Origin of the sequence: Sphingobium sp. CFD-2, assembly GCF_024611135.1 — a bacterium.
GTDB classification, from domain to species: Bacteria; Pseudomonadota; Alphaproteobacteria; order Sphingomonadales; family Sphingomonadaceae; genus Sphingobium; species Sphingobium fuliginis.
This window is the reverse complement of sequence record NZ_CP084405.1, coordinates 1,971,529-1,997,469: the sequence shown is the minus strand read 5'-3', so window position 1 is coordinate 1,997,469 and position 25,941 is coordinate 1,971,529. Positions and strand designations below refer to the sequence as shown.

Below are 25,941 nucleotides of genomic sequence, written 5' to 3'. Positions count from 1 at the left end.
CTGACCGCGGTCAGGAACCGGCGGTCCCGCCATCCGTTGGAAGGAGCAGGTCTTTCACCGGAAGGAGTGTCGCATGATCCGTCTGGCCATTATTTCGCTCGTGATCGCCGCCGTGCTGGCCATATTGGGCTTCGGCGGCGCGGCGGGCGCCTTCGTGGGTATCGCGAAGTTCCTGTTCGTGCTGGCGATCGCACTGTTCGTCATCTTCCTCGTCCTTGGCCTGATGGCTGGCAAGGGGATCAAGAACGCGATAGACCGATGACCCATGACGGAGATCGGTGCTGGAGTGGATGAAACCGGGCGGTTGGTCCGCGACGAGGCGGGTTTTCTGCTCCAGCGCGATCTGGGCGGCAGTTTCCGCCTGGTGTTGCTGCGGGTACCCGTCGACCATGTGGAAAAGCGGGTGCGGGTTCAGGGCTATTATGCCGGCGACGGCATAGTGGAGGTGGAGGGGGTGGCCGCGGCCTGACGGCGCGCAGCCCTCCTCCGATCAGGGATTGATCGAGTCGCGCGGATCGCCTGACGCCATGACGTCATGCGTGCTGACGAAACGGGCGCAGGCTCCGAAACCACGGTTGTTCTCCAGTGGCAGGGCGGTTTCGCAATAGGCGCATTCGGCCATCAGCCGGCCGACCATCCACTGGCTGCGGCCGCAACTGGGGCAGTGATTGGCTTCCCCCGGATGATAGTGGATGATGTAACCCCTTAAGGCCGGGTCGAAAGACTTGCCGGTCGCGAGGCTGGAAACTGGGCGCATCGTCTCTTCCTCCTCAGACATATATCTCGGCATCGACGTAAAATTCGGAAATTTCCCCCGAGCTTCACATCAGCATTGATGCAACGACGAACGTCAGAGCGAGCGACCCTTTATCATCTCTGCAAAGCCCGCTCCTTGCACCAGAACGCGGCTGCAACCCAATGTATCCCGCCCCGGAGGACCGCGTCTACAAGAAAGATTATCGAGGACCGTCCCATTTTCGCGCCTTCGCATTTGACTTGAGGCGCGCAGGCGCTATGGCGGCGCGCATCGGGACATATCCGCTTCGGCCGTGAGTTGGGGCGCATCCCGCCACCTTGCCGTCCGGTCTTTTTTCGCCGTCCGGCGAGCCTCTGGTGGAATAGCGTCATCCTGCCTGCTCCTGGCCGGGCAACTGCGAGGAGACGCACGACTCATGACCGCCATCGGACAGGACACACTCGGCACGCGCGACACTTTGAAGGTCGGCGGCAAGGACATCGCCTATTATTCGCTGAAGAAGGCCGCCGCGAAGCTTGGAGACGTTTCGCGCCTGCCTTTCTCGATGAAGGTGCTGCTGGAGAACCTGCTCCGTTTCGAAGACGGCGTCACCGTCACCACCGACGACATCCAGGCGATCGTCGACTGGCAGAATGACAAGGGCAAGGCGGAGCGGGAGATCCAGTATCGCCCCGCCCGCGTGCTGATGCAGGACTTCACCGGCGTTCCCTGCGTGGTCGACCTGGCCGCCATGCGCGACGCGATGACCGCGCTGGGCGCCGACGCCGGCAAGATCAACCCGCAGGTGCCCGTCCACCTCGTCATCGACCACTCGGTCATGGTTGACGAATTCGGCACGCCCAAGGCGTTCGAGCAGAATGTGGAAATCGAATATCAGCGCAATATGGAGCGCTACGACTTCCTGAAATGGGGTTCGAAGTCGCTCGCCAACTTCTACGCCGTGCCGCCGGGCACCGGCATCTGCCATCAGGTGAACCTGGAAAATATCGCGCAGGCCGTCTGGTCGAGCGAAGGCCCCGACGGCGTCACCGTCGCCTATCCCGACACCTGCGTCGGCACCGACAGCCACACCACCATGATCAACGGCCTGGGCGTGCTGGGCTGGGGCGTGGGCGGCATCGAGGCTGAGGCCGCGATGCTGGGCCAGCCCGTCTCCATGCTCATTCCCGAAGTCGTCGGCTTCCGCTTCACCGGCGAACTGAAGGAAGGCGTCACCGCCACCGACCTCGTCCTCACCTGCACCCAGATGCTGCGCGCCCGTGGCGTCGTGGGCCGCTTCGTCGAATATTTCGGCCCCGGCCTTGCCACCCTGTCGCTGGCCGACCGCGCGACGCTCGCCAACATGGCGCCGGAATATGGCGCGACCTGCGGCTTCTTCGGCATTGACGACAAGACGCTCGACTATATGCGCCTGACCGGCCGCACCGAAGAGAATATCGCCCTGGTCGAAGCCTATGCCAAGGAGCAGGGCTTCTGGATCGATCCGTCGGTCGAACCGGTCTTCACCGACACGCTGGAACTGGACCTCGGCACCGTCGTCCCCAGCCTCGCAGGGCCGAAGCGCCCGCAGGACCGCGTTTCGCTGCCGGAAGTGGACGATGTGTTCAACGCCGACATGGAAAAGGTCTACAAGAAGGCCCAGGCGCGCGTTCCGGTCGAGGGCAAGGATTTCGACATTGGCGACGGCGACGTCACCATCGCCGCGATCACCAGCTGCACCAACACCTCGAACCCCGGCGTCCTGGTCGCCGCGGGCCTCGTCGCCAAGAAGGCGAACGAACTGGGCCTGAAGCCCAAGCCCTGGGTCAAGACCTCGCTGGCGCCCGGCTCGCAGGTGGTCACCGACTATCTGGAAAAGGCAGGGCTCCAGTCGCATCTCGACGCCGTCGGCTTCAACCTCGTCGGCTATGGCTGCACCACCTGCATCGGCAACTCCGGCCCGCTGGCCGAGCCGATCAGCAAGGCGATCAACGAAAACGGCCTGGTCGCCGCCGCCGTCATCTCCGGCAACCGCAATTTCGAGGGCCGCGTGTCGCCCGACGTGCGCGCCAACTTCCTGGCCTCGCCGCCGCTGGTCGTCGCCTATGCGCTGAAGGGCACGGTGGTCGAAGACTTCATCACCACGCCGATCGGGACTGGCAAGGACGGTCAGCAGGTGTTCCTGAAGGACATCTGGCCGACCAACGACGAAGTGGCCTCGACCATGGCGGGCTGCATGGACCGCCAGATGTTCCAGGCGCGCTATGCCAATGTCTACAAGGGCGACGCCCACTGGCAGGCGATCGATGTCACCGGTTCGGACACCTATAGCTGGCGCGCCGGCTCTACTTATGTCGCCAACCCGCCCTATTTCGAGGGCCTGACCATGACCCCGAAGCCGGTCACCGACATCGTGGAGGCCAAGCCGCTGGCGATCTTCGGCGACTCGATCACCACCGACCACATCTCCCCGGCCGGTTCGATCAAGGCGACCAGCCCGGCGGGCAAGTGGCTGCAGGAGCGTCAGGTGGCGCAGGCCGACTTCAACAGCTACGGCGCGCGCCGCGGCCATCACGAGGTCATGATGCGCGGCACCTTCGCCAATATCCGCATCAAGAACCTGATGCTGGACGGTGTGGAAGGCGGCATGACCCGCTATGAAGGCGAAGTCATGCCGATCTACGACGCGGCGATGAAGCACAAGGCCGACGGCACCCCGCTGGTCGTCATCGGCGGCAAGGAATATGGCACCGGTTCGTCGCGCGACTGGGCGGCGAAGGGAACCAACCTGCTGGGCGTGCGCGCCGTCATCGTAGAGAGCTTCGAACGTATCCACCGTTCGAACCTGGTCGGCATGGGCGTGCTGCCGCTCCAGTTCAAGGACGGCCAGAACAAGGACACGTTCGGTCTGACCGGCGACGAAACCTTCACCATCCAGAATGTCGCCGGCCTGAAGCCGCGCCAGGATGTCGAAGTGATCGTGAAGCGCGCGGACGGTTCCACCTTCACCTTCACCGCGCTTTGCCGCATCGATACCGTCAACGAACTGGATTATTTCCTGAACGGCGGCATCCTCCAATATGTGCTGCGCAAGCTCGCCGCCTGACCGGCCAACGCATAAGGATGATGAAAAGGGCTCTCTCCATGAGGAGGGAGCCCTTTTCCTTTGGAGGCAAGGCCGAGATCGCAAGAGCCGCCGCATGGCCGCTTTCAGGTCAATCCCCATCATCGACCGTGTCGGGCTCCTGCGCGGGCAGGGCAGGGTGCGCCCCAGGAAGAGGGCGGCAGGCGGAACGCGCGCCACCCACCCTTCATCGTCATTCACCACCTGTTCAATGGCTCCCGGCTATGCCAAGGTCATGGAAATGAAGCGGTTCAGACTGATAGCAGGCTTGGGGGCCATGGCGGTGCTTTTCGCCGCGAATCCTTCCGCTTATGCCAGCAGCCAGCGCGATGAGCAGGATGCCGCGCGCCGCGCGATGCTGGACGGGCAGGTCATGCCATTTTCCGTCATCAAGCGCCGGGTGGATGCCGCCATGGGCGGCGCCACCTATCTGGGCAGCGAATTCAATCCGTCCACCAATCGATACCGCCTGAAATATGTGAAGGACGGCAAGGTGCTATGGGTTGATGCGGACGGTCGCACGGGCGATATAATCGGCTGGGCGCGCTGACAGGCGCGCGTCGGGCATAACAACAGAAACGGGGCCATATGCGTCTGCTGATCGTCGAAGATGAACCTAGCCTCGGGCAACAGCTCCGCAACACGCTGGAAGGCGCGGGCTATGCCGTGGATCTGGCCGACGATGGCGAGGACGGGCATTTTCTGGGTGCGACCGAAAGCTATGACGCGGTCGTCCTGGATCTCGGCCTGCCCACCATCGACGGCCTTACCGTGCTGGACCGCTGGCGCAAGGAGGGACGCAGCTTCCCGGTGCTGGTGCTGACGGCGCGCGACAGCTGGTCCGACAAGGTGGCCGGGCTGGACGCGGGCGCCGACGATTATCTTGCCAAGCCTTTCCAGAGCGAGGAACTGATCGCCCGCCTGCGCGCGCTGATCCGCCGCGCATCGGGCAATGCGTCGAGCGAACTGACCGCGGGCGACGTAAGGCTGGATACGCGCTCGGGCAAGGTGACGCTGAAGGGCGAGCCGGTGAAGCTCACCGCGCAGGAATATAAGCTGCTGTCCTACCTCCTCCACCACAAGGGCAAGGTGGTGAGCCGCACCGAATTGATCGAGCATATCTACGATCAGGATTTCGACCGCGATTCCAATACGATCGAAGTGTTCGTGACCCGCATCCGCAAGAAGCTGGGCGCGGACGTCATCACGACGATCCGGGGCCTGGGCTACAGCCTGGATGAACCGGGGCGGTAATCGCTCATCTTCCGTTCGGGCTTCGGGCGAACGGAAACAAAGGCTTTTGCGTCTTTGACTGACCAGCCGCAAGTTAGCTCGACCGGATCGCTCAGCCGCCGCATGATCGGCATCGCGGCGCTGTGGATCAGCCTGCTGCTGCTGGGCGGCGGGCTGGCGCTGGATCGGGTGCTTTCCGACGCGATCACGCGCAATTTCGACGATGGCATGAACTATGTCCTGACCGCCATGATCGCGTCGGCCGAGATCGGGCCGGACGGAGAGGTGCTGTTCAACCGCGAGCCTGCCGACCAGCGTTTCCTGGAGCCCAATAGCGGCATCTATTACCAGATCAGCGGCAAGGGGCATGAGGATTGGCGGTCGCGTTCGCTGTGGGACCGGGCGCTGAAGGTCAATCCGGAGCATCATGACGACGCCCCGCACATCTACGACAGCAACCAGTTTCCGGGCGAAGATCTGCGCGTGATGGAACGCAGCATCATCCTGCCCGGATCGGACACGCGCTGGATGTTCATGGTGGCGCAGGCGCGCGAGGGACTGGACGCGCAGATCAAGACGCTGCGATCGACCCTGTTCGAGAGCTTTGCCCTGCTGGCGCTGGGGCTGATCGTGCTGGCGACGTTGCAGACCATTTACGGGCTGCGGCCGCTCCGCAAGGTGCGGCATGAAATCGTGCGGATGCGCGCGGGCGAAAAGAATCGCGTGACCGAGCCGATGCCCGCCGAGGTGCTGCCCATGGTCGAGGAACTGAATGCCCTGCTCGCCCATAATGAGCGGCAGGCGGAGGAAGCGCGGACCCATGCGGGCAATCTCGCCCATGCACTCAAGACGCCGCTGACCGTGATCATGAACGCCGCGACCGCGCAATCGCCCGATCTGGGCGATACGGTCATCCGGGAAGCGACGACGATGCGGCGGCAGGTCGACCACCATCTGGCGCGGGCGCGCGCGGTCGGACGGCGCGGCGCGGCGCAGAGCCGGGCGGAAGTATGGGCCAGCCTGGATGCGGTGGAAAGGGCCGTCCAGCGGCTCTATCCCGAAGTCCGCATCGACATGGATGGCGACAAGGAAGCCGCCGTGCGGGTCGAACGGCAGGACCTGGACGAAATGCTGGGCAACCTGATCGAGAACGCCGCCAAATATGGCGGAGGCAGCGTGTTCGCGACCGTAGGGCGCAAGGGGGCGATGGTCGAAATCCTGGTGGAGGATGACGGCACGGGCATTCCGCAGGCAGACCGCACGCGCATTTTCGACCGGGGCGTAAGGCTGGATTCGGGGAAGCCGGGGACAGGCCTTGGCCTCGCCATCGTGCGGGACGTCGCGGAAATCTATGGCGGGTCCGTCGCGCTGGAGGAAAGCGACGATCTGGGCGGAGCGCTGGTCCGGCTGCGGCTGCCCGCGGCCTGATGCGGCGGCATCTCTATCTTGCCTGCGGTTTCCTGTCGCTTGGGCTGGGGGCGGTCGGAGCCTTCCTGCCGCTCCTGCCGACAGTGCCATTCATGATCCTGGCGGCCTTCTGCTTCGCGCGGTCGAGCCCGGCGCTGGAGTCGCGCCTGCTGGAGCACCGCCATTTCGGCCCGCATATCCGGCATTGGCGGGAAAAGGGCGCGATCAGCCGGCGAGGAAAGAAGGCGGCGCTGGCGGCTTTTGCTTTCAGCATGGTGCTGGCGCTCATATTTTCGCCATTTCCGTGGTTCTTGGTCCCTGCGGCGGCCGCTGCGATCGGCGGGACATGGATATGGACGCGGCCCGAAGCTTGAAGCGCGACCTTTTCCGCGCAGAAAGCGGGCAGGCCGTTTTTCTTCCCCCGTTCGCCCTGAGCCCGTCAGACCTGTGCTGATAGCCGGCCTTGCACGCAGTCGAAGGGCGCTTCAGCTCTTCTTGAAAGAGGTCATTTCAGGAGAAAGGCGAAGGGCTTCCGACAGGCTCGGCCCGAACCGTGCTCTTGTGTCCGTCCCTGGCCCTCATCCGCCAAATCCCGCATTTTCTACAGCAGCGTATCGACGCTATGGATGGCAAGTCCCACCAGCCCGCCCACCAGCGTGCCGTTGACCCGGATATATTGCAGGTCGCGGCCGACCGCATGCTCAAGCCGGCTGGTGACGGTCCCCGCATCCCATCCGCGCACCGTCTCGCTGACCAGCTTGACGATGGCATCGCCATAGGCTGCCGTCGCCCCCACGGCGGCACGCCGCACGAAGCGGTTGATAAGGAACCGCAGCCGCGCGTCCTGTTGCAAGGTCGCACCAAGCTGATGGAGCGCTTCGCCCAGACGCCCCGCCATCGCCTTGCCGGGATCGCGCACCGCGCGCAACAGCCCGCCGCGCGCCTGTTCCCACAGGCCATCGATCCAGCGCTGCATTGCCGGATTGTCGACCACCTCGTCACGGATGCGCGCCACGCGCGCCTGCATCTCCAGATCGAATTGCAGGTCGGCGGCGAGCTTCGTCAGGCCCTCCTCGGCCTTCAGGCGCAGGCTGTGCGCCGGGTCCTGCGCCATGTCGGCCAGCAGCTTGCGCAGCCCGTCGATGATCGCGTTGGACAGATTCTCGTCAAGGCCGGTCCAGCGCATTATCTTGCCCGACCGGTCATGCACCATCTGCCGGATCAAATGGTCGTTCGCCTCCAGCGTGCGATCCGCCCATAGGATGATGCCGTCCATCACCGGGGCGTGGCGCCCGTCCCGCATCGCGGCTTCCAGCGCTTGCCCGATCAGGGGGGCAAGGTTCATGGCGCGCAGGCGCTGGGCGATGGCGCCCTTCACCATGCCGCCCAGCCGTTCCTGGTCCAGCGCTTCCAATATATCGGCGGCGAGCCGGGACGCGCCCTCGCGCAGCCTGCCGTCGCCGCTGGAGGGACTCGACAGGAAGCGTCCCGCGGCGGCCGCCATGTCCAGCCGCTGCATCCGCCGCGCCACCACGGCGGGGGTAAGGAAATTGTCGCGCAGGAACAAAGCGAGCGTATCCCCGATCCGATCCTTGTTGCGCGGGATGATCGCGGTATGCGGGATCGGCAGGCCCAGCGGGTGGCGGAACAGGGCGGTGACGGCGAACCAGTCGGCCAGTCCGCCGACCATCGCCGCCTCGGCAAAGGCCTGGACGAAGCCGATGGCGGGGTGGAGGTGCGCCGTCGCCCGCGCCGCCAGGAACAGCGCCGCCATGACCAGCAGCATGCCCGTCGCCACCGTCTGCATGCGCCGCGCCGGATGGACAGGGCTGGCGACGGCGGGCCGGGGCGGAGCAAGCATCTTCATGACCAGCTAACGGTTACGCCGCCGTTTCGTTCAGGCAAGCGCTTCTTTTCCGGGGAAGGGGATGGAAGGCCGGCAACTGGCCGAAGGGCGCCCCGCCACCTTATCTTTCCAGCGCATATTGCACCGTCAGCGTCACCGAGGACCCGACCTGTCCCGGCTCCACCGGCGTCGCCGGCGCTGAGTCCGCCTTGAACCGCGCCGCTGCCATCACCGGCATGGGCGGCTGCCCGCCGCTGTTGCTCTCCGCCAGCGAGACGAGCCTTGCCGAGCGATAACCCGCCGCCTGGGCATAGAAATCGGCCTGCGCCCTGGCGGTCTTCAACGCCGCCGCCCGGGCCTGCGCCAGCATCGGCGCGGGATCGCTGATCGAGAAGCTCGGCCCGTTCACATTGGTCGCTCCGGCCTCCACCATCGTGTCGAGCAGGGTTCCCACCTTCCTGATGTCGCGCAGCTTCACCGATAGCTGGTTCGAAGCCTCATAGCCGATGAAACGCGGCCCGGCGGGCTGGCCGTCGCGGTTGCTATAGTCATATTGCGCGCTCAGATTGATGCCGCTGGTCTGGATGTCCTTCTTCGGAATGCCCGCCTTCACCAGCGCGGCGACCAGCCTGTCCATCTGCACCGCATTGTCGCGCATCGCCTGCGCGGCGGTCTGGGCGCGCGTCTGGACCCCGGTACCCACCGTCGCCATGTCGGGCGCCGCCTCCACGGTCTCGGTGACGTTCAACGTCACGACCGGCGCGGTTTCTGCGATGGTCACGCTGGTCTGCGCAGCGGCCGCGATCGGCAGAGCGGCGGCGGCAACGACAGCGGATGCCATCAGGGCGAACGTGGATTTCACAGGGCTTTCTCCTCAAGAAGCGATGCAGCGACATTGTGACGGCTGCGATGAATGGACGCTGACATGCGTTGAAAGCCGTCAGACAGCTTCCGGTTCCCCCCCCTTGCCCCAGGCGCGTCAAAGCCCTAGCTGCACGGCCATGGCGGCTCCCATTCTCTCCTTCGAAAATCTTGGCCTGTCCCAGGGCACCCATTGGCTTTTCCGCAATCTCGATATTTTCGTCGGGGATCGGGACCGGCTGGCGCTGATCGGCCGCAACGGCGCGGGAAAGACCACGCTGCTGAAACTGATCGCCGGCCAGATCGAACCGGACGAGGGCACGCGCTCCGTCCGTCCGGGCGCCCGCGTCATCATGCTGGAGCAGGACCCTGACGTTTCCGGCTTCGCCACGCTGCGCGACTTCGCGCTGGCGGGCCAGTTCGCGCCGCCCGCGCATGAGGTGGACGCCATCGCCAGCCAGCTCGGTACGGACCTCAACCGAGAGGCCGCGACCGCTTCGGGAGGCGAACGCCGCCGCGCCGCCATCGCCCGCGCCCTTGCCAGCGAACCCGATCTGCTGCTGCTGGACGAACCGACCAACCATCTCGACATCGACGCCATCGACTGGCTGGAGGGCTGGCTCGGCCGCTATAATGGCGCGTTCATCGTCATCAGCCATGACCGCGCCTTCCTGACGCGCCTCACGCGCCAGACGCTGTGGCTGGACCGTGGCGGCATCCGCCGCAACGAGATCGGCTTCGGCGGTTTCGAGCAGTGGATGGAAGCGGTCTATGCCGAGGAAGCCCGCGCCGCAGAGAAGCTCGACGCCCGGCTCAAGATCGAGGCGCACTGGCTGGAACGCGGCGTCACCGCCCGGCGCAAGCGCAACCAGGGCCGCCTTGCCAAGCTCCACGAAATGCGGGCCCAGCGCGCCGCCATGGTGGGGCCGCAGGGTGTCGCGAAAATCGCCGTCGCCAGCGACGACAACAAGACGAAAAGCGTCATCACCGCTGAGCATGTCACGAAGAATTTCGGCGACCGCACCGTCATCAGGGATTTCTCGCTGCGCATCCAGCGCGGCGACCGGATCGGCATCGTCGGCGGCAATGGCGCGGGCAAGACCACGCTCCTCAAACTGCTGACCGGTGAACTCGCGCCCGACAGCGGACAGGTCCGTCAGGCCAAATCGCTCGACATGATCTTCATCGACCAGCAGCGCAGCCTGATGCAGGCCGACAGGCGCGTGCGCGACGTTCTGGCCGAAGGCGGCGACTGGATCGACGTGCGCGGCACGCGCAAGCATGTCCACGGCTATCTGAAGGAATTCCTCTTCGACCCCTCGCTGGCGGAGGCGCGCGTCGGCACCCTGTCGGGCGGCGAGCGCTCACGGCTGCTGTTCGCCCGCGAATTCGCCCGCGAATCGAACCTGCTGGTGCTGGACGAACCGACCAACGACCTGGACCTCGAAACGCTCGACCTGCTTCAGGAAGTCATTGCCGATTATGAGGGCACCGTCCTGATCGTCAGCCACGACCGCGACTTCCTCGACCGCACGGTGACGGTCACGCTTGGCCTGGACGGCTCCGGCACCGTCGACGTGATCGTCGGCGGCTATGCGGATTGGGTCGCCAAGCGCCAGCCGAGGAACGCGCCCAGGCAAGAGAGGAAGGCTGCGCCGCCGCCCCCGCCGAAAAGCGCGTCGACCAAGCTCAGCTACAAGGACCAGCGCGATTTCGACCTGCTGCCCAAGCGGATAGAGGAGATGGAGGCGGCCATTGCCCGCGATGAGGAAGCGCTGGCCGATCCCGATCTCTACAGCCGCGATCCCGGCAGGTTCGACCTGCTCAGCAAGGCGATCGAAAAGGCTCGCGCCGAAAAGGAAGCCGCGGAGGAACGCTGGCTGGAACTGGCGGAAAAGGCGGAAGGGCTGGGTGCCTAGAATGCCTTGCGCCATCCTCCTCATCTGGTAGCCAGATGGCGGAAAAAGGGGACAGGCGCATGGAACAATCCGCGACGATGCAGGACAATGACATGATCGACGGCCATCATGCGGTCCATTATGTCAACCGCGTCGGCTGGCTGCGCGCGGCCGTTCTGGGCGCCAATGACGGCATCGTCTCCACCGCCAGCCTGCTCACCGGCATCGCTGCGTCGGGGGCGTCGCGGGATACCATCCTTCTGTCGGGCATCGCCGCGCTGGTGGCGGGCGCCATGTCGATGGCCGCGGGCGAATATGTGTCCGTCAGCGCCCAGTCCGATACAGAGCGCGCCGATCTGGCCAAGGAAAAGAAGGCGCTCGCCCAACAGCCCCATGTGGAATGGGAGGAATTGCGCGACATCTACGTCGATCGCGGCCTGACGGCTGACCTTGCGGGCCAGGTGGCGACGCAGTTGATGAATGTCGACGCGCTCGCCGCCCATGCGCGGGACGAACTGGGCATTTCCGACATCAGCACCGCGCGGCCCGTCCAGGCGGCGCTGACCTCCGCCGCGACCTTCTCCGCAGGCGCGGTCGCCCCTGTGCTGGCCGCCGTCGCCAATCCGTCGCACGCCATCGCGGCCGTCGCCGTCACGTCGCTGCTGTGCCTTGCGGTGCTTGGCTATGTCGGCGCCCGCCTGGGTGGCGGCGGGGTAGCGCGGGCGGTGGCTCGCGTCGTCTTCTGGGGCGTTTTCGCGATGCTTGCGACCTCCGGGGTAGGAAAGCTCTTCGGCGCCGCCATATGATGGGGGAAGCCGTCCATTCGCAAGGAGAGCATGCCATGATCCAGCAAATCCCGCTCAAGACCATCAAGGGCGCCGACGCCAGCCTGGCCGACTATGCGGGCAAGGTGGTTCTGGTGGTCAACGTCGCCTCCCGATGCGGCCTGACCCCGCAATATGAGGGACTGGAAAAGCTCTATCGCGACTATAGGGACAAGGGGCTGGTCGTCGCCGGCTTCCCCGCCAACGACTTCGGTGCGCAGGAACCGGGCAGCAATGAAGAGATCGCGACCTTCTGCACGACCAATTTCGGCGTGGATTTCCCGATGTTCGAGAAGATCGTCGTCACCGGGCCGGAAAAGCACCCGCTCTACGCAGCGCTGACCGGCGCGCAGCCGAGTTCGCAGGGGGAGGGGGCCGAGTTCCGCGAAAAGCTGATCGGCTATGGCATCACGCCCAATCGCGAACCCGAAGTGCTCTGGAATTTCGAGAAGTTCCTGATCGCGAAGGATGGCGGCGTGGCCGCCCGCTTCGCGCCCTCGACCACGCCCGACGATGCCGGGCTGATCGCGGCCATAGAGGCGGAACTGGCGAAATAGCGCCCAGCGCCGCCCCATGAACCAGACGCTGCTGCCGCAAATCGGCCCGGTGCTGGAGACGCTCGGCATCGTCGGCACTTTCGTCTTCGCCGCGTCCGGGGCGCTGGCCGCCGCGCGCCTGCGCCAGACGCTCGTCACCTTCGCCTTCTTCGCGCTGGTGACGGGGGTAGGGGGCGGGACTGTCCGAGACCTGCTGATCGGCGCGCCGGTCTTCTGGGTCCGCGACGCCGTGCCCGCCATCGCCTGCATGATGGCGGCGCTGCTCGTCTGGTTCACCCCGCGCCGTTTGTGGAGCGACAGCGCTCTCGACTGGCTGGATGCGGTGGGGCTCGCCGCCTTCGCCGTCTATGGCGCGGCCAAGGCGATGAGCTATGGCGTGCCGCCGCTGGTGGCGGCGATGATGGGCGTCGTCACCGGCTGCGTCGGCGGCATCATGCGCGACCTGCTGGCGGGGGAGCCGTCCATATTGTTGCGGCCGGAACTGTACGTGACGGCGGCGGCGCTCGCGTCGGGCCTGTTCGTCGCCCTGCGCTGGATCGGGCTGGACGTCCCCGTCGCGGGCGTCATCGCCGCGCTGCTCGGTTTCCTGCTGCGGGCCGTCGCGATGCGAAAAGGGCTCGGGCTGCCGCACTACCAGACGGAAGACTGAACCGGCCTCCGCGGATAGCCTCCGCCGTCACCCATGCGCCTTTTTCCGCCGGGTTTCCCAACCCTTTCTGGCGGCGGCGGACCGATCGGCGGCCGGACGCCGGGCCGACGCCGCGCCGCCCTTCTTCCCGCCCTTGCGCGAGGAGGCATGGCTGTCCGGCTTGCCCCGGCCGGAGCCGGATTTGTTGCCGCCGCCCGATTCCTTGTTGACGGTCGCCCAGGCGCGCCGTTCCGCTTCCTTGCGGGACACGCCGCGATCCTCATAACCCTGCTCGATATGCTCCGCCTTGCGCTTCTGCTTGTCGGTGTAGCTGCTCTTGTCGCCCTGGGGCATGATCGTCTCCTTTTCCTTGCATTCCAGGCTAACGATCGAACCGGCGGGCCGTTCACATCGCTGCACAGGCGTTACGACGCGGGAACCGAACGACGGGGGGAACAGGGCGGTCCGGCCCGCGTTCACCAGCGCATGGAGCAGCGCATTCTTCTCGAACGGCTGGCGCGGCATCTGGCCGCCGGCAATCCCGACCTGGGTCCGGATCGCTGGCAGGAACAGGTGGAAACCGCGGCAGGCCTGCTCGCCATCATCAAGGACCCCGACGATGCCATGCGGCAGGCGGGTGACGAACGGGTCTGGCAGGCGATGATCGACGCCGCGCTGCGCCAGCGCTGGGCCGTTGCCTCCGCGCCGTCCGTGGAACCGCCGGGCGGCACCGACGAGGAAGGCGACATCCCGCTGACGCCGGACACCGTCAGCGGCAACCGGGCCGAATGGGTCCATCTGCACCAAGCACAGGAGAAGCCGAAATGAAGGGGTTGTTGAAACTCGCATTCCTCACCGGACTGGGCGCCGTGGCGTGGAGGGGATGGAAGGAGTGGCAGGCGCAGCGCGACGCGGGCGACTATCGCGGGACCGGCTTCTCCTCCGGCCCGGTGCGCGATGCCGGGCCGGACGAGCAGCATATCGACGCGCGCGACTGGGACATGGTGGACGAGCAGGTCGATGAAAGCTTCCCCGCCAGCGACCCGCCGGGCAATTATCGCGGGCTGCATTGAGCCGCCGGCTCGCTCCCTTATCGATCCGATCGCTTCCCAATCCATTGCACCGCTTGTGCCCCGCCTCTATTGAGGCGGCTGCCGGTCCCATGCCGGGGCCAACAGGGGAATAACATCAATGCCTTCGGGTCTGATCGCGCTGCTCGACGACGTGGCGGGGATTGCCAAGCTTACCGCCAGTTCGCTGGACGATGTCGCCGCCGCCGCGGGCAAGGCGGGCTCGAAGGCGGCCGGCGTCGTGATCGACGACACCGCCGTCACGCCGCGCTATGTCATGGGCCTGACGCCGGACCGCGAACTCCCCATCATCTGGAAGATCGCCAAGGGATCGCTGCGCAACAAGCTGCTGTTCCTGCTCCCCGCCGCGCTGGTTCTGAGCGCCCTCGCGCCCTGGCTTCTGCCCCCCTTGCTGATGCTGGGCGGTGCCTTTCTCTGTTTCGAAGCGGCCGAAAAGCTGCTGGAGGCAGTGCAGGGCGGCCATGATCTGGCGGAGGAGGCGCTGGAAACGCATAGTTCGAAGGAACTGGAGGACCAGAAGGTCTCCGGCGCGATCCGCACCGACTTCATCCTCTCGGGCGAGATCATGGCGATCGCGCTCGGCACCGTGGCGGCGGAACCGATCTGGGAGCAGGCGATCGTCCTGATCGTCGTCGCCTTCCTGATCACCGCCGGCGTCTATGGCGTCGTCGGCTTCATCGTGAAGATGGACGATATCGGCCTGCATCTGGCGGAACGGCGTTCGGCCGGCGCACGGGTGCTGGGCCGTGCGATGGTGAAGGCCATGCCGGTGCTGATGCGGATATTGGGCGTCGTCGGCACTGCGGCCATGCTCTGGGTCGGCGGGGGCCTGATCGTCCACGGACTGCACGAATTTCACTGGGATCTCATCCCCGGCGCCATCCATCATGTCGCGGAAGCCGCGGGCCGGGGGCTGCCCGCCATCGCGCCGGCGGTGGAATGGGTCGTGAACGCGGCGGGCGCGGCTATCGTCGGGCTGGTCGTCGGCGGCATCGTCGTGGCGGTGCTGCACCTCTTCAAAAAGCACTGATCGATGCGTTCACCCTGGCGTCTGGAGGCCGGGGCGCTGACCGCGCTCGCGCTGCCGATGATCGCGGGCAATATCGCCTGGGCCGGCATCGCGGCGACCGACCTGCTGCTGCTGGGCCGGCTCGGCGCGGGCGCGGTGGCTTCGGGGGCGCTGGCGATCAACCTGTTCAACGCGCTGCTGATCTTCGGCATGGGGCTTGTCACCGCCGCCGCGCCGCTGATCGCCACGGAACGGGGGCGTCGGCGGCATTCGGTGCGCGACGTCAGGCGGACGGTGCACCAGACGCTGCGCGCGGCGACCCTGTTCGTACTGCCCGCCTGGGCGCTGCTCTGGGAAAGCGAATCCATCCTGCTGCTGATGGGGCAGGAGGCGGACCTGGCGGCGCAGGCGGGCGAACTGATGCGCGGCCTGCAATGGGCGCTGCTGCCCTTTCTGGGCTTCACCACGCTGCGCAACTTCATTTCCGCGCTGGAACGGCCGGTCTGGGGCCTGATCATCATGGTCTGCGCCATCCCGTTCAACCTGCTGGCGGGCTGGACCCTGATCTTCGGGCATCTGGGTTTTCCCGCGCTGGGGATTTTCGGCGCGGGCATCGCCAGCACGCTGTCCTCCTCCTTCCTGTTCCTCGGGCTGCTGTCGGTCATCCTGATCGACCGGCGGTTCCGCCGCTATCGCCTGCTGGGGCGATTCTGGACCCGTGATCGCGAACGGCACCGGGCCGTCTGGGCGCTGGGCCTGCCGATCGCGATCACCCTGGGGCTGGAAACCACCGTGTTCAACGCCTCCGCCTTCCTGATGGGGCTGATCGACCGCGACTCGCTGGCGGCGCACGCCGTCGCGATTCAGATCGCCGCGCTCGTCTTCATGGTGCCGATGGGCATCGGCCAGGCGGCGACCGTGCGCGTGGGTCTCGCCTATGGAAAGGGCGATCTGGCAGCGGTCGGCCGTGCGGGCTGGCTGGCGCTGGCGATCGGGACCGGATTCGCGCTGATCGCCGCGACGATGCTCATCGCCTTTCCGCGCATGCTGATCTCCGCTTTCCTGAACCTTGCCGATCCCGCCAATGCGCGGACCGCGATGCTGGCGGTCGGTTTCCTGGGCGTCGCGGCGCTGTTCCAGTTGGTGGACGCCGCGCAGGCGGTGGGGGCAGGGGTATTGAGGGGCATACAGGATACCCGCGTGCCGATGATCTTCGCCCTGATCGGCTATTGGGTGATCGGCATCGGAATCGGCATCGTCCTGGCCTTTCCGCTGGGGTTACAGGGCCTTGGCATCTGGCTGGGACTCGCGAGCGGGCTGGGCGTCGTCGCGCTGCTGCTGGTGGCGCGCTGGGCCTTGCGTGAGCGGCTGCATCTTCTATCGCGCAGGCGAAACGCCTGAATCCATTTGTCGCGGGCATGGGCCGGGTTGCGTCGCCGTGCGATGGTGCGACGCACAAAGCAATTGAACCGGCGCGTCAAATCGGTAATGAAAAACGCATTATGAACGCTCCTACCATGTTCTTCGAGGCGATAGCGCTTCAGAAATGTCTGATGGCGACCTACAACAAGATGGTCGTGAAGCTCGCGCCGCACATCCTCTACACGCGCCATGACGAAATGTTCATCGACGCGGTGACGATAGAGCGCGACGGCCGCCCGCCGCGGGAGCTGAAGCTCGGCACCTTCAAGCTGGCGGGACTGAACGACGTCAGCCTGGTCGATGAAAAGTTCGAGGCGATGCACGGCCTCTATGATCAGGGCGACAGCAAATATAAGGGCGTGACCCTGTTCGCGGTCGAGCCGGAGAGCGCGGCAGCCTGAAACCGCATTGACGGTTGAAGAGGAAAAAGGGGCGGTCCTGCGGGGCCGCCCTTTTTCGTTCACGGTGACGCCGTGGAGGTTGCAGCGCCATCTGCTCCTGCAAGGACAGGAACTCGCGTCAACCTGCGCCGTGGAAGCTTCATCGCAAAGGGGCTCTCACCGCCGATGCTTGCCCCGCTTCGATCCGATGTGGCGGATATTGGTCGGCCGCCCGCGCCTGACGCTGCCGGGCCGCACGCGGTCCTTCTTGAAGCTCGGCCGCTGGGGCAGGGCGTCGGGCAGTTCGAAGCGCAACGAGCCGTTGATCGGGTCCGCTTCGGCCAGCCGCAATTGCAGCCGCTGCCCGACCGTATAGCGGTCCCCGCTCTCCACGCCTTCCAGCGCCCGCCCGGCTTCGTCGAAGAAGAAACGCTCGTCGCCCAGCGTCGACACCGGCACCAGCCCGTCGCCGCCCAGCCCCTCGACCGTGGCGAAGAAGCCGAAGCTCTGCACCCCGGTGATCCGCGCCTCCACCAGATCGCCCACATGCGCCGCCAGGAACGCCGCGACATAGCGGTCGATGGTCTCCCGCTCCGCCTCCATGGCGCGGCGCTCATGCTGGCTGATCATCTCGCCCACGCGGCCCATATTCTCCATATCCTCGCCGCTCAGCGATGATCGGTCGGGAATATCCCCCTTGGGCGCCGGCAGTTCCAGCCCATAGGCGCCCACCAGCGCCCGATGCACCAGCAGGTCCGCATAGCGCCGGATCGGCGACGTGAAATGCGCATAGGACCCCAGCGCCAGCCCGAAATGCCCCATATTGGACGGCGCATAATAGGCCTGTGTCTGGCTGCGCAGGATCTGCTCCATGATCTGGGGCTTCTCCTCCGCTTCCCCGATCCGCGCGATCAGCCGGTTGAAGGTGGCGGGCTTCACCACCTGCCCCAGGGCGAATTCGATGTCGAAGGTCGCCAGATAATCCTTCAGCGCCACCAGCTTGTCCCGACTCGGCGGCTCATGGACACGGTACATGACCGGCGCCTTCTTGGCCTCCAGCGCCTTTGCCGCCGCGACATTGGCGGCGATCATATAATCCTCGATCAGCATATGCGCGTCCAGCCGCTCGCGCACCGCCACGCTGACGATCTTGCCATATTCGTCCAGCACCACCCGCCGCTCCGGCAGGTCCAGCGCCAGCGGCTCCCGCTTGTCCCGCGCCTTGCGCAGCAGCGCCCAGCAGGCCCAGAGGGGCTTTAATGCCGGTTCCAACAGGTCGAGGGGCTTTTCGCCGTCGATTGCCGCCTGCGCATCCTCATAGGCCAGCACCGCCGCCACCCGGATCACCGCGCGGGAAAAGCGCCAGCTCTTCACCTTGCCCGCCGCATCCAGCACGAGGTGACAGGCCATGGCCGCACGATCCTCGCCCGCCCGCAGCGAACACATGTCGGAAGAAAGCTGGTGGGGCAGCATCGGCACGACCAGATCGGGGAAATAGACGCTGTTCCCGCGCTTCCTCGCCTCGCGGTCCAGCGCGCTGCCCGGACGCACATAATAGCTGACGTCCGCGATCGCGACGATCGCCTTGTAGCCGCCCTCATTGGCCGGATCATCATCCGGCGCGGCCCAGACCGCATCGTCATGGTCCCGCGCATCGACCGGATCGATGGCGACGATGGGCAGGTGCCGCAAATCCTCCCGCTTCTCCTCATGCAAGGCGAGGCTGGAAGCCGTCACCGCCTCCTCCTCGACCCGCTCGGAAAAGACGTGGGGAATGCCATGCTTGTGGATGGCGATCAGGCTGAAACTGCGCGGCGCGAAGGGATCGCCCAATATGTCCGTCACCCGCGCCGTGATCCGGGGCGGGCGCCCCACCGGCTCGGCCAGCACCAGATCGCCCTTCTTCGCCGTGCCGGCGTCCGAAATCGGGGTATCCCGCCGGATGCGCTTGTCGACCGGCCGCAGCCACAGCTTGCCGCCATCCGCTTCCTCGACCACGCCCAGCAATTCCTCGCTCGCCTTGGCAAGCTTCTTCATCGGATGCGCGACCCAGCCGCGCCCCGCTTCCTCCGTCCGCGCCAATATGCGGTCGCCAATTGTCAGCGCGCCGCGCTTGCCCCGCTCCATGACGCGCAGCCGGGGCGCGGGCTGCCCCTCCGCCTCCCAGCGTTCCGGCGTGGCGATCAGGGTGGTGTCGTCGACATCCACGATCCGCAGCACCGTGACCTTGGGCACGCCGCCCATCTTGTGGAAGGCCCGCGCTGGGCCGATGTCGATCAGCCCTTCGTCCGCCATGTCCTTGAGCAGCGCCTTGAGCGCGATCTTCTCCTGCCCCTTGAGACCGAAGGCCTTCGCGATCTCCCGCTTTCCGGCCGGCTGGTCGGACGTGGCGATGAAATCCATCACCTGCTCGCGCGTCGGGAAACCTGCGGGCCGCACCTTGGTCCGGGCGGAGTCGGATTTCTTCTTCTTTTCGGTGGATGCCATGGACCAGCTATAGGGAGAGGGGCTCCCCCGCGCCAGTGCTCCATGGCGGAGGGTCGATGTGAAAAGATAACGGCTGCAGGGAAGGGCCTTTGTGGCGTCTGGGCTGGGTACGAAGCGGAAACCCATTTTATCCCTCTCCCTTGAGGGAGAGGGCTGCGCAGACTTGGCAGCTTGCTGTCTAGTCGTAGCTGGGTGAGGGGGTTGCAATCCAACGGATCGCGCGGGCCTCAGGCCCGCCCCTTCCTCATCCAACCCCGCCCACGCTCCTTCGCCGCCAGGGCTTCCCACCCCCCTCCCTCAAGGGAGAAGGAATGTCCGCCACTGCCCATCAATCCCCATGCCACATCAAGCAGCACCGCACATCACCGCCACAGCCCAAGCAGCAGCGCCATCATCCCCCGTTCATCCGCCGCCGTCGCCACCCGCGGCGCGCCATAGCCCCGGCACTCCAGGCAATCGGCCCGCACGCCCGCGCCGCTCACCAGCGCGCGCACATCGGCGACGGCCTGCAAAGCCCAGTTCCGCTGCACGATCGCCTGCCGCCCGAGCAGGTCGCGCCCGACCATGGCTGACGGGGCCCCGGCATCGTCCTCATCCTCCCGATCCATGACCGACTGGACGAATTCGGCGAACTTGTCCGGTTCCTTGGCAATGCGATAGGGCCTGGCCTTGGCCGGATCGATCTTCGCCAGCCTCGCCGCCTCGGCAATCGCCTCTTCCAGCCCGCCGAAGCGATCCACCAGGCCGATCTGCCGCGCCGTGCCGCCGTCCCAGACGCGCCCCTGCGCAATGGCATCGATCTGCTGGGGGGTCTTGCGGCGCGATTGCGCGACCAGCCCGACGAAGCGGCCGTAAATATCCTCGACCCCCATCTGCATGATCCGGTCGAACTCCGGCGTGGTGCCCCCGGCAATGTCCGGCTGGCCCGACAGCGGCGTCGTCTTCACGCCGTCGGTGGTGACGCCCATCTTCGCCAGAGTGCCCTCGAAGCTGGGTATGATGCCGAACACGCCGATCGAACCGGTGATCGTATCCGGCTCCGCGAAGATCACATCGGCCGGCGTCGATACCCAATAGCCGCCGCTGGCCGCCACATTGCCCATGGACACCACCACCGGCAGACCTTCGGACTTCGCTTCCATGATGGCGCTGCGGATCTTCTCCGACGCCATCACCGATCCGCCCGGCGAATCGACCCGGACCACCAGCGCCTTCAGGTCCTTGTCCGCCAACGCCTTGCGCAGCAGCGCCGAAATCGTGTCGCCCGCCGCCGTGCCCGGCCCGGCCTCGCCATCGACAATGTCGCCCGCGATGGTCAGCACGCCGATCTCGCCGTCATTGGCGGGCTTGTGCGCCCTCATATAGTTTTTAAGATCGATGGCGGCGAAATTCCCGGCCCTGTCGTCCGGCGCATCGCCCGCAACCTCTGCCACCCGCGCGCCGAAGGCCGCTTCGTCGCCCACCCGGTCGACCAGCCCGGCGCCCAAGGCCGCCTTCGCCAGATTGCCGCCAGCCGCCTCCGCCAGAGCCGCCGGATTGCCGACATAGGCCGCCAGCCGCGCCCTGGGCCGCGCCTTGGCCACTTCCTGCCGCCAATCCTCCCACAGCGCATCGGCGAGCGCCTGATTGGCCTGCTTCGCTTCCGGCGACTGGCCGGTCCGCGTGAAGGGCTCGACGAAGCTCTTGTAGGTGCCGACGCGATAGACATGGGTGTTGACCCCCAGCTTGTCGATCAGCCCCTTGTAATACAGCCCCGATCCGCCGCGCCCGGTGATCGCCACGCCGCCCAGCGGGTCCACCCAGCTTTCGCTCGCATGCGCGGCCAGTTGATAGCTGTCGTCGCTATAGATGGCGGCATAGGCGAAGACCGGCTTCTTCGCCGCGCGCACCGCGTCCAGCGCCTTGCCCACCCGCGCCAGCGCCACCTGACCGCCGCCCATGAAACCGTCCAGGTTCAGCACGACGGCCTTCACCTTCCTGTCGTCTCTGGCGGCATCCAGTGCGGCAACGATGTCGGCCAGCCCATATTCCTTCGCCCGGTCGCTCCCGCCCGACAGCAGCGCCATCGGATCGATTTCCGACGGCTGTTCGACGATGGTCCCGTCCAGTTTCAGCAGCAGCGCGCCGCTGCCGACGCTCTGCGCTGGCTTGGGCGACCAGGACAGGGCGGCATAGAGCGCCCCGAAGAACATCAGCAGGAACAACAGCACCAGCCCGTCCTTGATGGCGACCAATATGCGCCACACGCCCTTCACAAATGCCAAGTTGCCGGTTCCTTCCTTCAGCTTCTGCGTGGGCTATCCCATCGACGGACCGACTGCAATGTGGGGGCAGGCCGGGGCCGCGCAAGCTTGCGTCGGATATTTCCCGCGCTATGGGAGGGCGCAATTCTTGGTTTCTCGTGCAGGAGACACGCTTCATGCCCACGCTCGTCCTCATCCGCCACGGCCAGTCGGCCTGGAACCTCGAAAACCGCTTCACCGGCTGGTGGGACGTGGACGTGACCGAAAAGGGCGCGGAGGAAGCCCGCGCCGCCGGCCGCATGCTCAGGGAAAAGGGGCTGGACTTCGACCAGTGCTACACCTCCGTCCAGACCCGCGCGATCAAGACGCTGAACCTGGTGCTGGAGGAAATGGGCCGCCTGTGGCTGCCGGTCGAAAAGGACTGGCGCCTCAACGAACGCCATTATGGCGGCCTTACCGGCCTCAACAAGGCGGAGACGGCGGCCAGGCATGGCGACGCGCAGGTGAAGATCTGGCGCCGCAGCTTCGATACGCCGCCGCCGCCGCTGGAGGCGGGCAGCGAGTTCGACCTGTCGAAGGACCGCCGCTATGCCGGCATTCCGATCCCCTCGACGGAATCGCTGAAGGACACGATCGCCCGCGTGCTGCCTTATTGGGAAGAGCGGATCGCCCCCGACCTCAAGGCCGGCAAGCGCGTCGTCATCTCCGCCCACGGCAATTCCCTGCGCGCGCTGGTGAAGCATCTCTCGAACATTCCCGACGATGAGATCACCGAACTGGAAATCCCGACCGGTCAGCCCATCGTCTATGAACTCGCCGACGACCTGACCGCCAGGGACCGCTACTACCTGTCGGAACGCTAGAAAGGCCCCTCCCGCAGGGGAAGAAAGAAGCATTGCCCCTCCGCGAACCTCCCGCTAAGGGGCTTTGCTTTCCGCATATCAGGGAAAGTGCGAAGCGAAATGACCGGGGCACTCGAAGCCGTGCAAGTCGGCATCATCATGGGCAGCCGATCCGACTGGGAAACGATGCGCCACGCGGCGGAGACGCTGAAGGCCCTCGGCGTCGCCCATGAATGCAAGGTCGTCTCCGCCCACCGCACGCCTCAGCGCCTCTACGACTATGCCACCGGCGCGGTCGGCCGGGGCCTGAAAGTCATCATCGCCGGAGCCGGTGGCGCCGCACATCTCCCCGGCATGGCCGCCTCCATGACGCGCCTGCCAGTGCTGGGGGTGCCCGTGGAATCCAAGGCGCTGAAGGGCATGGACAGCCTGCTTTCCATCGTCCAGATGCCCGGCGGCGTTCCGGTCGGCACGCTCGCCATCGGCAAGCCCGGCGCGATCAACGCCGCGCTCTTCGCCGCCTCGATCCTCGCCACCACCGACGAAGCGCTGGCGCAGCGCCTCGACGCCTGGCGCGAAAAGCAGACCAACGACGTAGCGGACACCCCCGAATAAGATGACCATCATCCCGCCCGGCTCCACCATCGGCATATTAGGCGGCGGCCAGTTGGGCCGGATGATCGCCATCGCCGCCGCGCAGCTTGGCTATCGCACGCACATATACGCCCCGGAATCGAGCGGCCCCGCCGCCGACGTCTCTCCCCGCTGGACGCAGGGCGCCTATGAGGATGCCGACGCACTGGCGGCCTTCGCAGACAGCGTCGACGTCGTCACCTATGAGTTCGAGAATATCGACCCCTCGGCGGTCGAAGTCCTCGCCACCCACGGTCTCGTCCGCCCCGGCGCGGAGGCGCTCCGCGTGGCGCAGGACCGCCTCGCGGAAAAGCGCTTCGTCTGCGACCTTGGCGGCCTCACCGCGCCCTTCGCCCCGGTCGAAAGCCTGGACGATCTCGAAGAGGCGCTGGACCAGATCGGCAGCAGGGCGATCCTCAAGACCAACCGCATGGGCTATGACGGAAAGGGGCAGGCGCGCCTCTCCGATCCCGGCGACGCGGTCGGCGCGTGGAACGCCATTGGCCGCCAGAGCGCCATCCTCGAAGGCTTCGTCACCTTTGCGGAGGAATTCTCCGTCATCCTCGTGCGCGGCGCCCATGGCGACATCCGCTTCTGGGACAGCGCCGCCAACGTCCACAGGGACGGCATTCTCGACAGTTCGACGGTTCCCGCCGGCGCGCGGATCGAAGGCCAGCTTGCCGAAGCCCGCGCCCTGGCGTCGAAAGTCGCCGACGCGCTCGACTATGTCGGGGTCCTGACGCTGGAATATTTCGCCAGCGCCAATGGCCCGGTCTTCAACGAAATGGCCCCGCGCGTCCACAATAGCGGCCACTGGACCATCGAAGGAGCGGTGACGAGCCAGTTCGAAAATCATGTCCGCGCGATCTGCGGCCTGCCGCTGGGCGACACCGGCCTCGCCGCGACGAAGGTGGAGATGCGCAACCTGATCGGCGTCGAGGCCAATGACTGGCTGCAGATCCTGTCCGATCCGGCCAATCACCTGCACCTCTATGGCAAGCATGAAGCCCGCCCCGGGCGCAAGATGGGTCATGTCACCCGCCTGACCCTCTAACCTCTCATCGTTCGCCCTGAGCTTGTCGAAGGGCTTCACTTCTCTTTAAAGGGGGAGGCGATGGGGGCTTCGAAAGGCTCCGCCCGAACGCAGGATGGGTGTCGTGATCGATCAAATATTGGCCCGAACCGCATGACCAGTCCCACCGCCGAAATCCTCCTCATCCTGGCCCGCGCCGACAATGGCGTGATCGGCCGGGACGGCGACCTGCCCTGGCGCCTGCCCGCCGACCTCCGGCATTTCAAGGCGCTTACCCTCGGCCACCCGATGATCATGGGCCGCAAGACCTTCGACAGCCTTCCCGGCCTGCTGCCCGGCCGCCGCCATATCGTCCTGACCCGCGACAGCGCATGGAGGGGGGAGGGCGCCGAAACCGCCCACAGCCCGCGGGACGCCATCGCCAGGGCCGCATCGCCCACCGTCACCGTCATCGGCGGCGCGGAAATCTACAGCCTCTTCCTGCCTTTCTCCCATCGCATCGAACTCACAGAGGTCCATGTGGATGCGGAAGGCGACACCCGCATCGCCTATCCCGATCCCGCCGACTGGCGGGAAGTCGCCCGGCAGGACCATCCGGCCGAAAATGGCCGCCCCGCCTACAGCTTCGTCACTTTCCTCCGCGCCGCCGCGCATTGCCAGCGGCCGGACGCATGCCTATAGCGCCCCTCATGGAGCGGCTGCACAGCGGCGCCCCGATGCCCGCGCATCTGCGCGGCAGCATCATGGCGCTGGGGAATTTCGACGGATTTCATGCCGGGCATCAGGCCGTGGCCCGCCGCGCCATAGAGCTTGCCCGCGCGCAGGGCAGGCCCGCTGTCATCGCCACATTCGACCCGCATCCGATGCGGCTCTTTCGCCCGGAAACCCCCTGGTTCCGCCTGACCACCCTCGACCAGCGGGAACGCCTCTTCGCCCGCGCGGGCGCCGACGCGATGCTGGTGTTCGATTTCACCCGCGAACTGGCCGCGCTGGACCCGCTCTCCTTCGTTCGCCTGCTGGTCGACTGGGGCGTAGCCGGAGTCGTGACGGGGGAGGATTTCACCTTCGGCAAGGACCGCGCGGGCTCCACCCGGAGCCTTGCGCAACTGGGCGCGCCGCTCGGCCTTGCCGCCGAAGCCGTACCCCCGGTCACCGGCGCGGATGGGGAGATCATCTCTTCCACCCGCATCCGCAAGGCGCTCCAGTCCGGCGACTGCGCAACCGCCACCCGCCTGCTGACCCGCCCCTTCGCCATTGAAGGCGTGGTCCAGCATGGCGACAAGCTCGGCCGCACCATCGGCTTTCCAACGGCCAATATCGATCTTGGCCATTATCTGCGCCCGGCCTATGGGATCTACGCCGTGCGCGGGCTGCTGGCCGACGGGCGCGTGCTGGACGGTGCGGCCAATCTCGGCATCCGTCCCAGCTTCGATCCGCCCAAGGAATTGTTGGAGCCACATTTCCTCGACTTCGCCGAAAATCTCTACGACCAGCGGATCGAGGTTCAACTGATCCACTATCTTCGTCCTGAAGCGAAATATGACGGCCTCGACGCGTTGATGGCCGCCATCGCGAAGGATTGCGACGATGCGCGGCAAATCCTTGCGGGAACGCCGCACCTCGCCTAATGCACCGGGCATATTTCTCACCCGTTCGGGCTGAGCCTGTCGAAGCCCTTTTCTTTCCT

Annotated in this window: 27 protein-coding genes; 21 read left to right on the top strand and 6 right to left on the bottom strand. The window is 66.1% G+C overall.

Annotated features, from left to right (window positions below; translation table 11 throughout):
• Positions 1–73 precede the first annotated feature (73 nt).
• Positions 74–262, top strand: a complete 189-nt coding sequence (locus LDB29_RS09630) for a DUF1328 domain-containing protein (RefSeq protein WP_025551823.1) — start codon at positions 74–76, stop codon at positions 260–262.
• Between the two features lie 3 nt (positions 263–265).
• Positions 266–469, top strand: a complete 204-nt coding sequence (locus LDB29_RS09625; protein ID WP_044662521.1) for a DUF5818 domain-containing protein — start codon at positions 266–268, stop codon at positions 467–469.
• Positions 470–490: 21 nt separating this feature from the next.
• On the opposite strand, the gene LDB29_RS09620 is transcribed toward LDB29_RS09625, so the two are convergent.
• Positions 491–757, bottom strand: a complete 267-nt coding sequence (locus tag LDB29_RS09620; RefSeq protein ID WP_044662520.1) for a hypothetical protein — start codon at positions 755–757, stop codon at positions 491–493.
• Positions 758–1,172: 415 nt separating this feature from the next.
• Between LDB29_RS09620 and acnA the strand changes: the two genes are divergently transcribed.
• The 5 genes from acnA (at position 1,173) to LDB29_RS09595 (ending at position 6,874) form a co-directional block, all read left to right on the top strand.
• Positions 1,173–3,842 carry an aconitate hydratase AcnA gene (gene acnA / locus LDB29_RS09615; protein ID WP_025551821.1) on the top strand — a complete coding sequence of 890 codons (2,670 nt, stop codon included), beginning with the start codon at positions 1,173–1,175 and terminating at the stop codon, positions 3,840–3,842.
• A gap of 229 nt (positions 3,843–4,071) precedes the next feature.
• Positions 4,072–4,410, top strand: a complete 339-nt coding sequence (locus tag LDB29_RS09610; RefSeq protein ID WP_025551820.1) for a hypothetical protein — start codon at positions 4,072–4,074, stop codon at positions 4,408–4,410.
• A gap of 38 nt (positions 4,411–4,448) precedes the next feature.
• Entirely contained in the window at positions 4,449–5,114 is a 666-nt protein-coding gene (locus tag LDB29_RS09605; RefSeq protein WP_044662519.1) for a response regulator transcription factor, read from the top strand.
• A 102-nt stretch (positions 5,115–5,216) separates the two neighbouring features.
• On the top strand, positions 5,217–6,521 hold the full coding sequence (locus tag LDB29_RS09600) for a HAMP domain-containing sensor histidine kinase (RefSeq protein ID WP_025551414.1): 1,305 nt from the start codon (positions 5,217–5,219) through the stop codon (positions 6,519–6,521).
• Complete coding sequence (locus tag LDB29_RS09595) at positions 6,521–6,874, top strand: YbaN family protein (RefSeq protein ID WP_025551412.1); 354 nt, start codon at positions 6,521–6,523, stop codon at positions 6,872–6,874. Before LDB29_RS09600 ends, LDB29_RS09595 begins: the two co-directional genes overlap by 1 nt.
• Before the next feature lie 227 nt (positions 6,875–7,101).
• Here LDB29_RS09595 and LDB29_RS09590 read toward each other — a convergent pair whose 3' ends face one another.
• Together LDB29_RS09590 and LDB29_RS09585 are read right to left on the bottom strand one after the other, a co-directional pair.
• Complete coding sequence (locus LDB29_RS09590) at positions 7,102–8,367, bottom strand: DUF445 domain-containing protein (RefSeq protein ID WP_025551410.1); 1,266 nt, start codon at positions 8,365–8,367, stop codon at positions 7,102–7,104.
• A gap of 100 nt (positions 8,368–8,467) precedes the next feature.
• Positions 8,468–9,208 (bottom strand): SIMPL domain-containing protein, encoded by a 741-nt coding sequence (locus LDB29_RS09585; RefSeq protein WP_025551408.1) that lies wholly within the window; start codon positions 9,206–9,208, stop codon positions 8,468–8,470.
• A 139-nt stretch (positions 9,209–9,347) separates the two neighbouring features.
• Here LDB29_RS09585 and LDB29_RS09580 point away from each other — a divergent pair, with 139 nt between their 5' ends.
• The 4 genes from LDB29_RS09580 to LDB29_RS09565 are packed head-to-tail and all read left to right on the top strand — an operon-like array spanning position 9,348 to position 13,135.
• Entirely contained in the window at positions 9,348–11,126 is a 1,779-nt protein-coding gene (locus LDB29_RS09580; protein WP_099185721.1) for an ABC-F family ATP-binding cassette domain-containing protein, read from the top strand.
• Positions 11,127–11,185: 59 nt separating this feature from the next.
• Positions 11,186–11,911, top strand: coding sequence for a VIT family protein (locus tag LDB29_RS09575; protein WP_044662513.1), 726 nt, complete (start codon positions 11,186–11,188; stop codon positions 11,909–11,911).
• Between the two features lie 35 nt (positions 11,912–11,946).
• Positions 11,947–12,486, top strand: a complete 540-nt coding sequence (locus LDB29_RS09570; protein WP_025551406.1) for a glutathione peroxidase — start codon at positions 11,947–11,949, stop codon at positions 12,484–12,486.
• A gap of 16 nt (positions 12,487–12,502) precedes the next feature.
• On the top strand, positions 12,503–13,135 hold the full coding sequence (locus LDB29_RS09565) for a trimeric intracellular cation channel family protein (RefSeq protein WP_025551404.1): 633 nt from the start codon (positions 12,503–12,505) through the stop codon (positions 13,133–13,135).
• 27 nt (positions 13,136–13,162) lie between these two features.
• Here LDB29_RS09565 and LDB29_RS09560 read toward each other — a convergent pair whose 3' ends face one another.
• Positions 13,163–13,468, bottom strand: a complete 306-nt coding sequence (locus LDB29_RS09560) for a hypothetical protein (protein WP_048578772.1) — start codon at positions 13,466–13,468, stop codon at positions 13,163–13,165.
• A gap of 132 nt (positions 13,469–13,600) precedes the next feature.
• On the opposite strand from LDB29_RS09560, the gene LDB29_RS09555 reads away from it, so the two are divergent.
• From LDB29_RS09555 to LDB29_RS09535, 5 genes are all read left to right on the top strand, one after another.
• On the top strand, positions 13,601–13,942 hold the full coding sequence (locus LDB29_RS09555; protein WP_025551401.1) for a hypothetical protein: 342 nt from the start codon (positions 13,601–13,603) through the stop codon (positions 13,940–13,942).
• A complete protein-coding gene (locus tag LDB29_RS09550; RefSeq protein ID WP_025551399.1) occupies positions 13,939–14,187 on the top strand; it encodes a hypothetical protein in 249 nt (82 codons plus the stop codon). Before LDB29_RS09555 ends, LDB29_RS09550 begins: the two co-directional genes overlap by 4 nt.
• Before the next feature lie 118 nt (positions 14,188–14,305).
• Entirely contained in the window at positions 14,306–15,235 is a 930-nt protein-coding gene (locus LDB29_RS09545) for a DUF808 domain-containing protein (protein ID WP_025551398.1), read from the top strand.
• A 3-nt stretch (positions 15,236–15,238) separates the two neighbouring features.
• Positions 15,239–16,615 carry an MATE family efflux transporter gene (locus tag LDB29_RS09540; RefSeq protein ID WP_025551397.1) on the top strand — a complete coding sequence of 459 codons (1,377 nt, stop codon included), beginning with the start codon at positions 15,239–15,241 and terminating at the stop codon, positions 16,613–16,615.
• Positions 16,616–16,716: 101 nt separating this feature from the next.
• Positions 16,717–17,037, top strand: a complete 321-nt coding sequence (locus LDB29_RS09535; protein ID WP_025551395.1) for a hypothetical protein — start codon at positions 16,717–16,719, stop codon at positions 17,035–17,037.
• A gap of 156 nt (positions 17,038–17,193) precedes the next feature.
• Here the strand turns inward: LDB29_RS09535 and rnr are convergent, their stop codons facing one another.
• Together rnr and sppA are read right to left on the bottom strand one after the other, a co-directional pair.
• Complete coding sequence (gene rnr, locus LDB29_RS09530) at positions 17,194–19,503, bottom strand: ribonuclease R (RefSeq protein WP_025551393.1); 2,310 nt, start codon at positions 19,501–19,503, stop codon at positions 17,194–17,196.
• Between the two features lie 362 nt (positions 19,504–19,865).
• Positions 19,866–21,767, bottom strand: coding sequence for a signal peptide peptidase SppA (sppA, locus tag LDB29_RS09525; RefSeq protein WP_025550059.1), 1,902 nt, complete (start codon positions 21,765–21,767; stop codon positions 19,866–19,868).
• Between the two features lie 155 nt (positions 21,768–21,922).
• On the opposite strand from sppA, the gene gpmA reads away from it, so the two are divergent.
• From gpmA to LDB29_RS09500, 5 genes are all read left to right on the top strand, one after another.
• Positions 21,923–22,609 carry a 2,3-diphosphoglycerate-dependent phosphoglycerate mutase gene (gene gpmA, locus LDB29_RS09520; protein WP_025550058.1) on the top strand — a complete coding sequence of 229 codons (687 nt, stop codon included), beginning with the start codon at positions 21,923–21,925 and terminating at the stop codon, positions 22,607–22,609.
• A 99-nt stretch (positions 22,610–22,708) separates the two neighbouring features.
• Complete coding sequence (purE, locus tag LDB29_RS09515; protein ID WP_037483210.1) at positions 22,709–23,203, top strand: 5-(carboxyamino)imidazole ribonucleotide mutase; 495 nt, start codon at positions 22,709–22,711, stop codon at positions 23,201–23,203.
• A gap of 1 nt (position 23,204) precedes the next feature.
• Positions 23,205–24,275, top strand: coding sequence for a 5-(carboxyamino)imidazole ribonucleotide synthase (locus tag LDB29_RS09510; protein WP_025550056.1), 1,071 nt, complete (start codon positions 23,205–23,207; stop codon positions 24,273–24,275).
• 132 nt (positions 24,276–24,407) lie between these two features.
• On the top strand, positions 24,408–24,935 hold the full coding sequence (locus tag LDB29_RS09505; RefSeq protein ID WP_025550055.1) for a dihydrofolate reductase: 528 nt from the start codon (positions 24,408–24,410) through the stop codon (positions 24,933–24,935).
• Between the two features lie 8 nt (positions 24,936–24,943).
• Positions 24,944–25,882: a bifunctional riboflavin kinase/FAD synthetase gene (locus tag LDB29_RS09500; protein ID WP_044662502.1), complete on the top strand. Its 939-nt coding sequence runs from the start codon at positions 24,944–24,946 to the stop codon at positions 25,880–25,882.
• Positions 25,883–25,941 lie beyond the last annotated feature (59 nt).

Coding starts and splice junctions, on each gene's coding strand:
- LDB29_RS09610 (WP_025551820.1), top strand. CDS start 4,072: ATGGCTCCCGGCTATGCCAAGGTCATGGAAATGAAGCGGTTCAGACTG.
- LDB29_RS09510 (WP_025550056.1), top strand. CDS start 23,205: ATGACCATCATCCCGCCCGGCTCCACCATCGGCATATTAGGCGGCGGC.
- LDB29_RS09630 (WP_025551823.1), top strand. CDS start 74: ATGATCCGTCTGGCCATTATTTCGCTCGTGATCGCCGCCGTGCTGGCC.
- LDB29_RS09575 (WP_044662513.1), top strand. CDS start 11,186: ATGGAACAATCCGCGACGATGCAGGACAATGACATGATCGACGGCCAT.
- LDB29_RS09540 (WP_025551397.1), top strand. CDS start 15,239: ATGCGTTCACCCTGGCGTCTGGAGGCCGGGGCGCTGACCGCGCTCGCG.
- acnA (WP_025551821.1), top strand. CDS start 1,173: ATGACCGCCATCGGACAGGACACACTCGGCACGCGCGACACTTTGAAG.
- LDB29_RS09565 (WP_025551404.1), top strand. CDS start 12,503: ATGAACCAGACGCTGCTGCCGCAAATCGGCCCGGTGCTGGAGACGCTC.
- LDB29_RS09555 (WP_025551401.1), top strand. CDS start 13,601: ATGGAGCAGCGCATTCTTCTCGAACGGCTGGCGCGGCATCTGGCCGCC.
- LDB29_RS09620 (WP_044662520.1), bottom strand. CDS start 757: ATGCGCCCAGTTTCCAGCCTCGCGACCGGCAAGTCTTTCGACCCGGCC.
- LDB29_RS09560 (WP_048578772.1), bottom strand. CDS start 13,468: ATGCCCCAGGGCGACAAGAGCAGCTACACCGACAAGCAGAAGCGCAAG.
- LDB29_RS09535 (WP_025551395.1), top strand. CDS start 16,717: ATGAACGCTCCTACCATGTTCTTCGAGGCGATAGCGCTTCAGAAATGT.
- LDB29_RS09500 (WP_044662502.1), top strand. CDS start 24,944: ATGGAGCGGCTGCACAGCGGCGCCCCGATGCCCGCGCATCTGCGCGGC.
- LDB29_RS09590 (WP_025551410.1), bottom strand. CDS start 8,367: ATGAAGATGCTTGCTCCGCCCCGGCCCGCCGTCGCCAGCCCTGTCCAT.
- LDB29_RS09625 (WP_044662521.1), top strand. CDS start 266: ATGACGGAGATCGGTGCTGGAGTGGATGAAACCGGGCGGTTGGTCCGC.
- gpmA (WP_025550058.1), top strand. CDS start 21,923: ATGCCCACGCTCGTCCTCATCCGCCACGGCCAGTCGGCCTGGAACCTC.
- rnr (WP_025551393.1), bottom strand. CDS start 19,503: ATGGCATCCACCGAAAAGAAGAAGAAATCCGACTCCGCCCGGACCAAG.
- LDB29_RS09580 (WP_099185721.1), top strand. CDS start 9,348: ATGGCGGCTCCCATTCTCTCCTTCGAAAATCTTGGCCTGTCCCAGGGC.
- LDB29_RS09605 (WP_044662519.1), top strand. CDS start 4,449: ATGCGTCTGCTGATCGTCGAAGATGAACCTAGCCTCGGGCAACAGCTC.
- LDB29_RS09595 (WP_025551412.1), top strand. CDS start 6,521: ATGCGGCGGCATCTCTATCTTGCCTGCGGTTTCCTGTCGCTTGGGCTG.
- purE (WP_037483210.1), top strand. CDS start 22,709: ATGACCGGGGCACTCGAAGCCGTGCAAGTCGGCATCATCATGGGCAGC.
- LDB29_RS09600 (WP_025551414.1), top strand. CDS start 5,217: ATGATCGGCATCGCGGCGCTGTGGATCAGCCTGCTGCTGCTGGGCGGC.
- LDB29_RS09550 (WP_025551399.1), top strand. CDS start 13,939: ATGAAGGGGTTGTTGAAACTCGCATTCCTCACCGGACTGGGCGCCGTG.
- LDB29_RS09505 (WP_025550055.1), top strand. CDS start 24,408: ATGACCAGTCCCACCGCCGAAATCCTCCTCATCCTGGCCCGCGCCGAC.
- LDB29_RS09545 (WP_025551398.1), top strand. CDS start 14,306: ATGCCTTCGGGTCTGATCGCGCTGCTCGACGACGTGGCGGGGATTGCC.
- LDB29_RS09570 (WP_025551406.1), top strand. CDS start 11,947: ATGATCCAGCAAATCCCGCTCAAGACCATCAAGGGCGCCGACGCCAGC.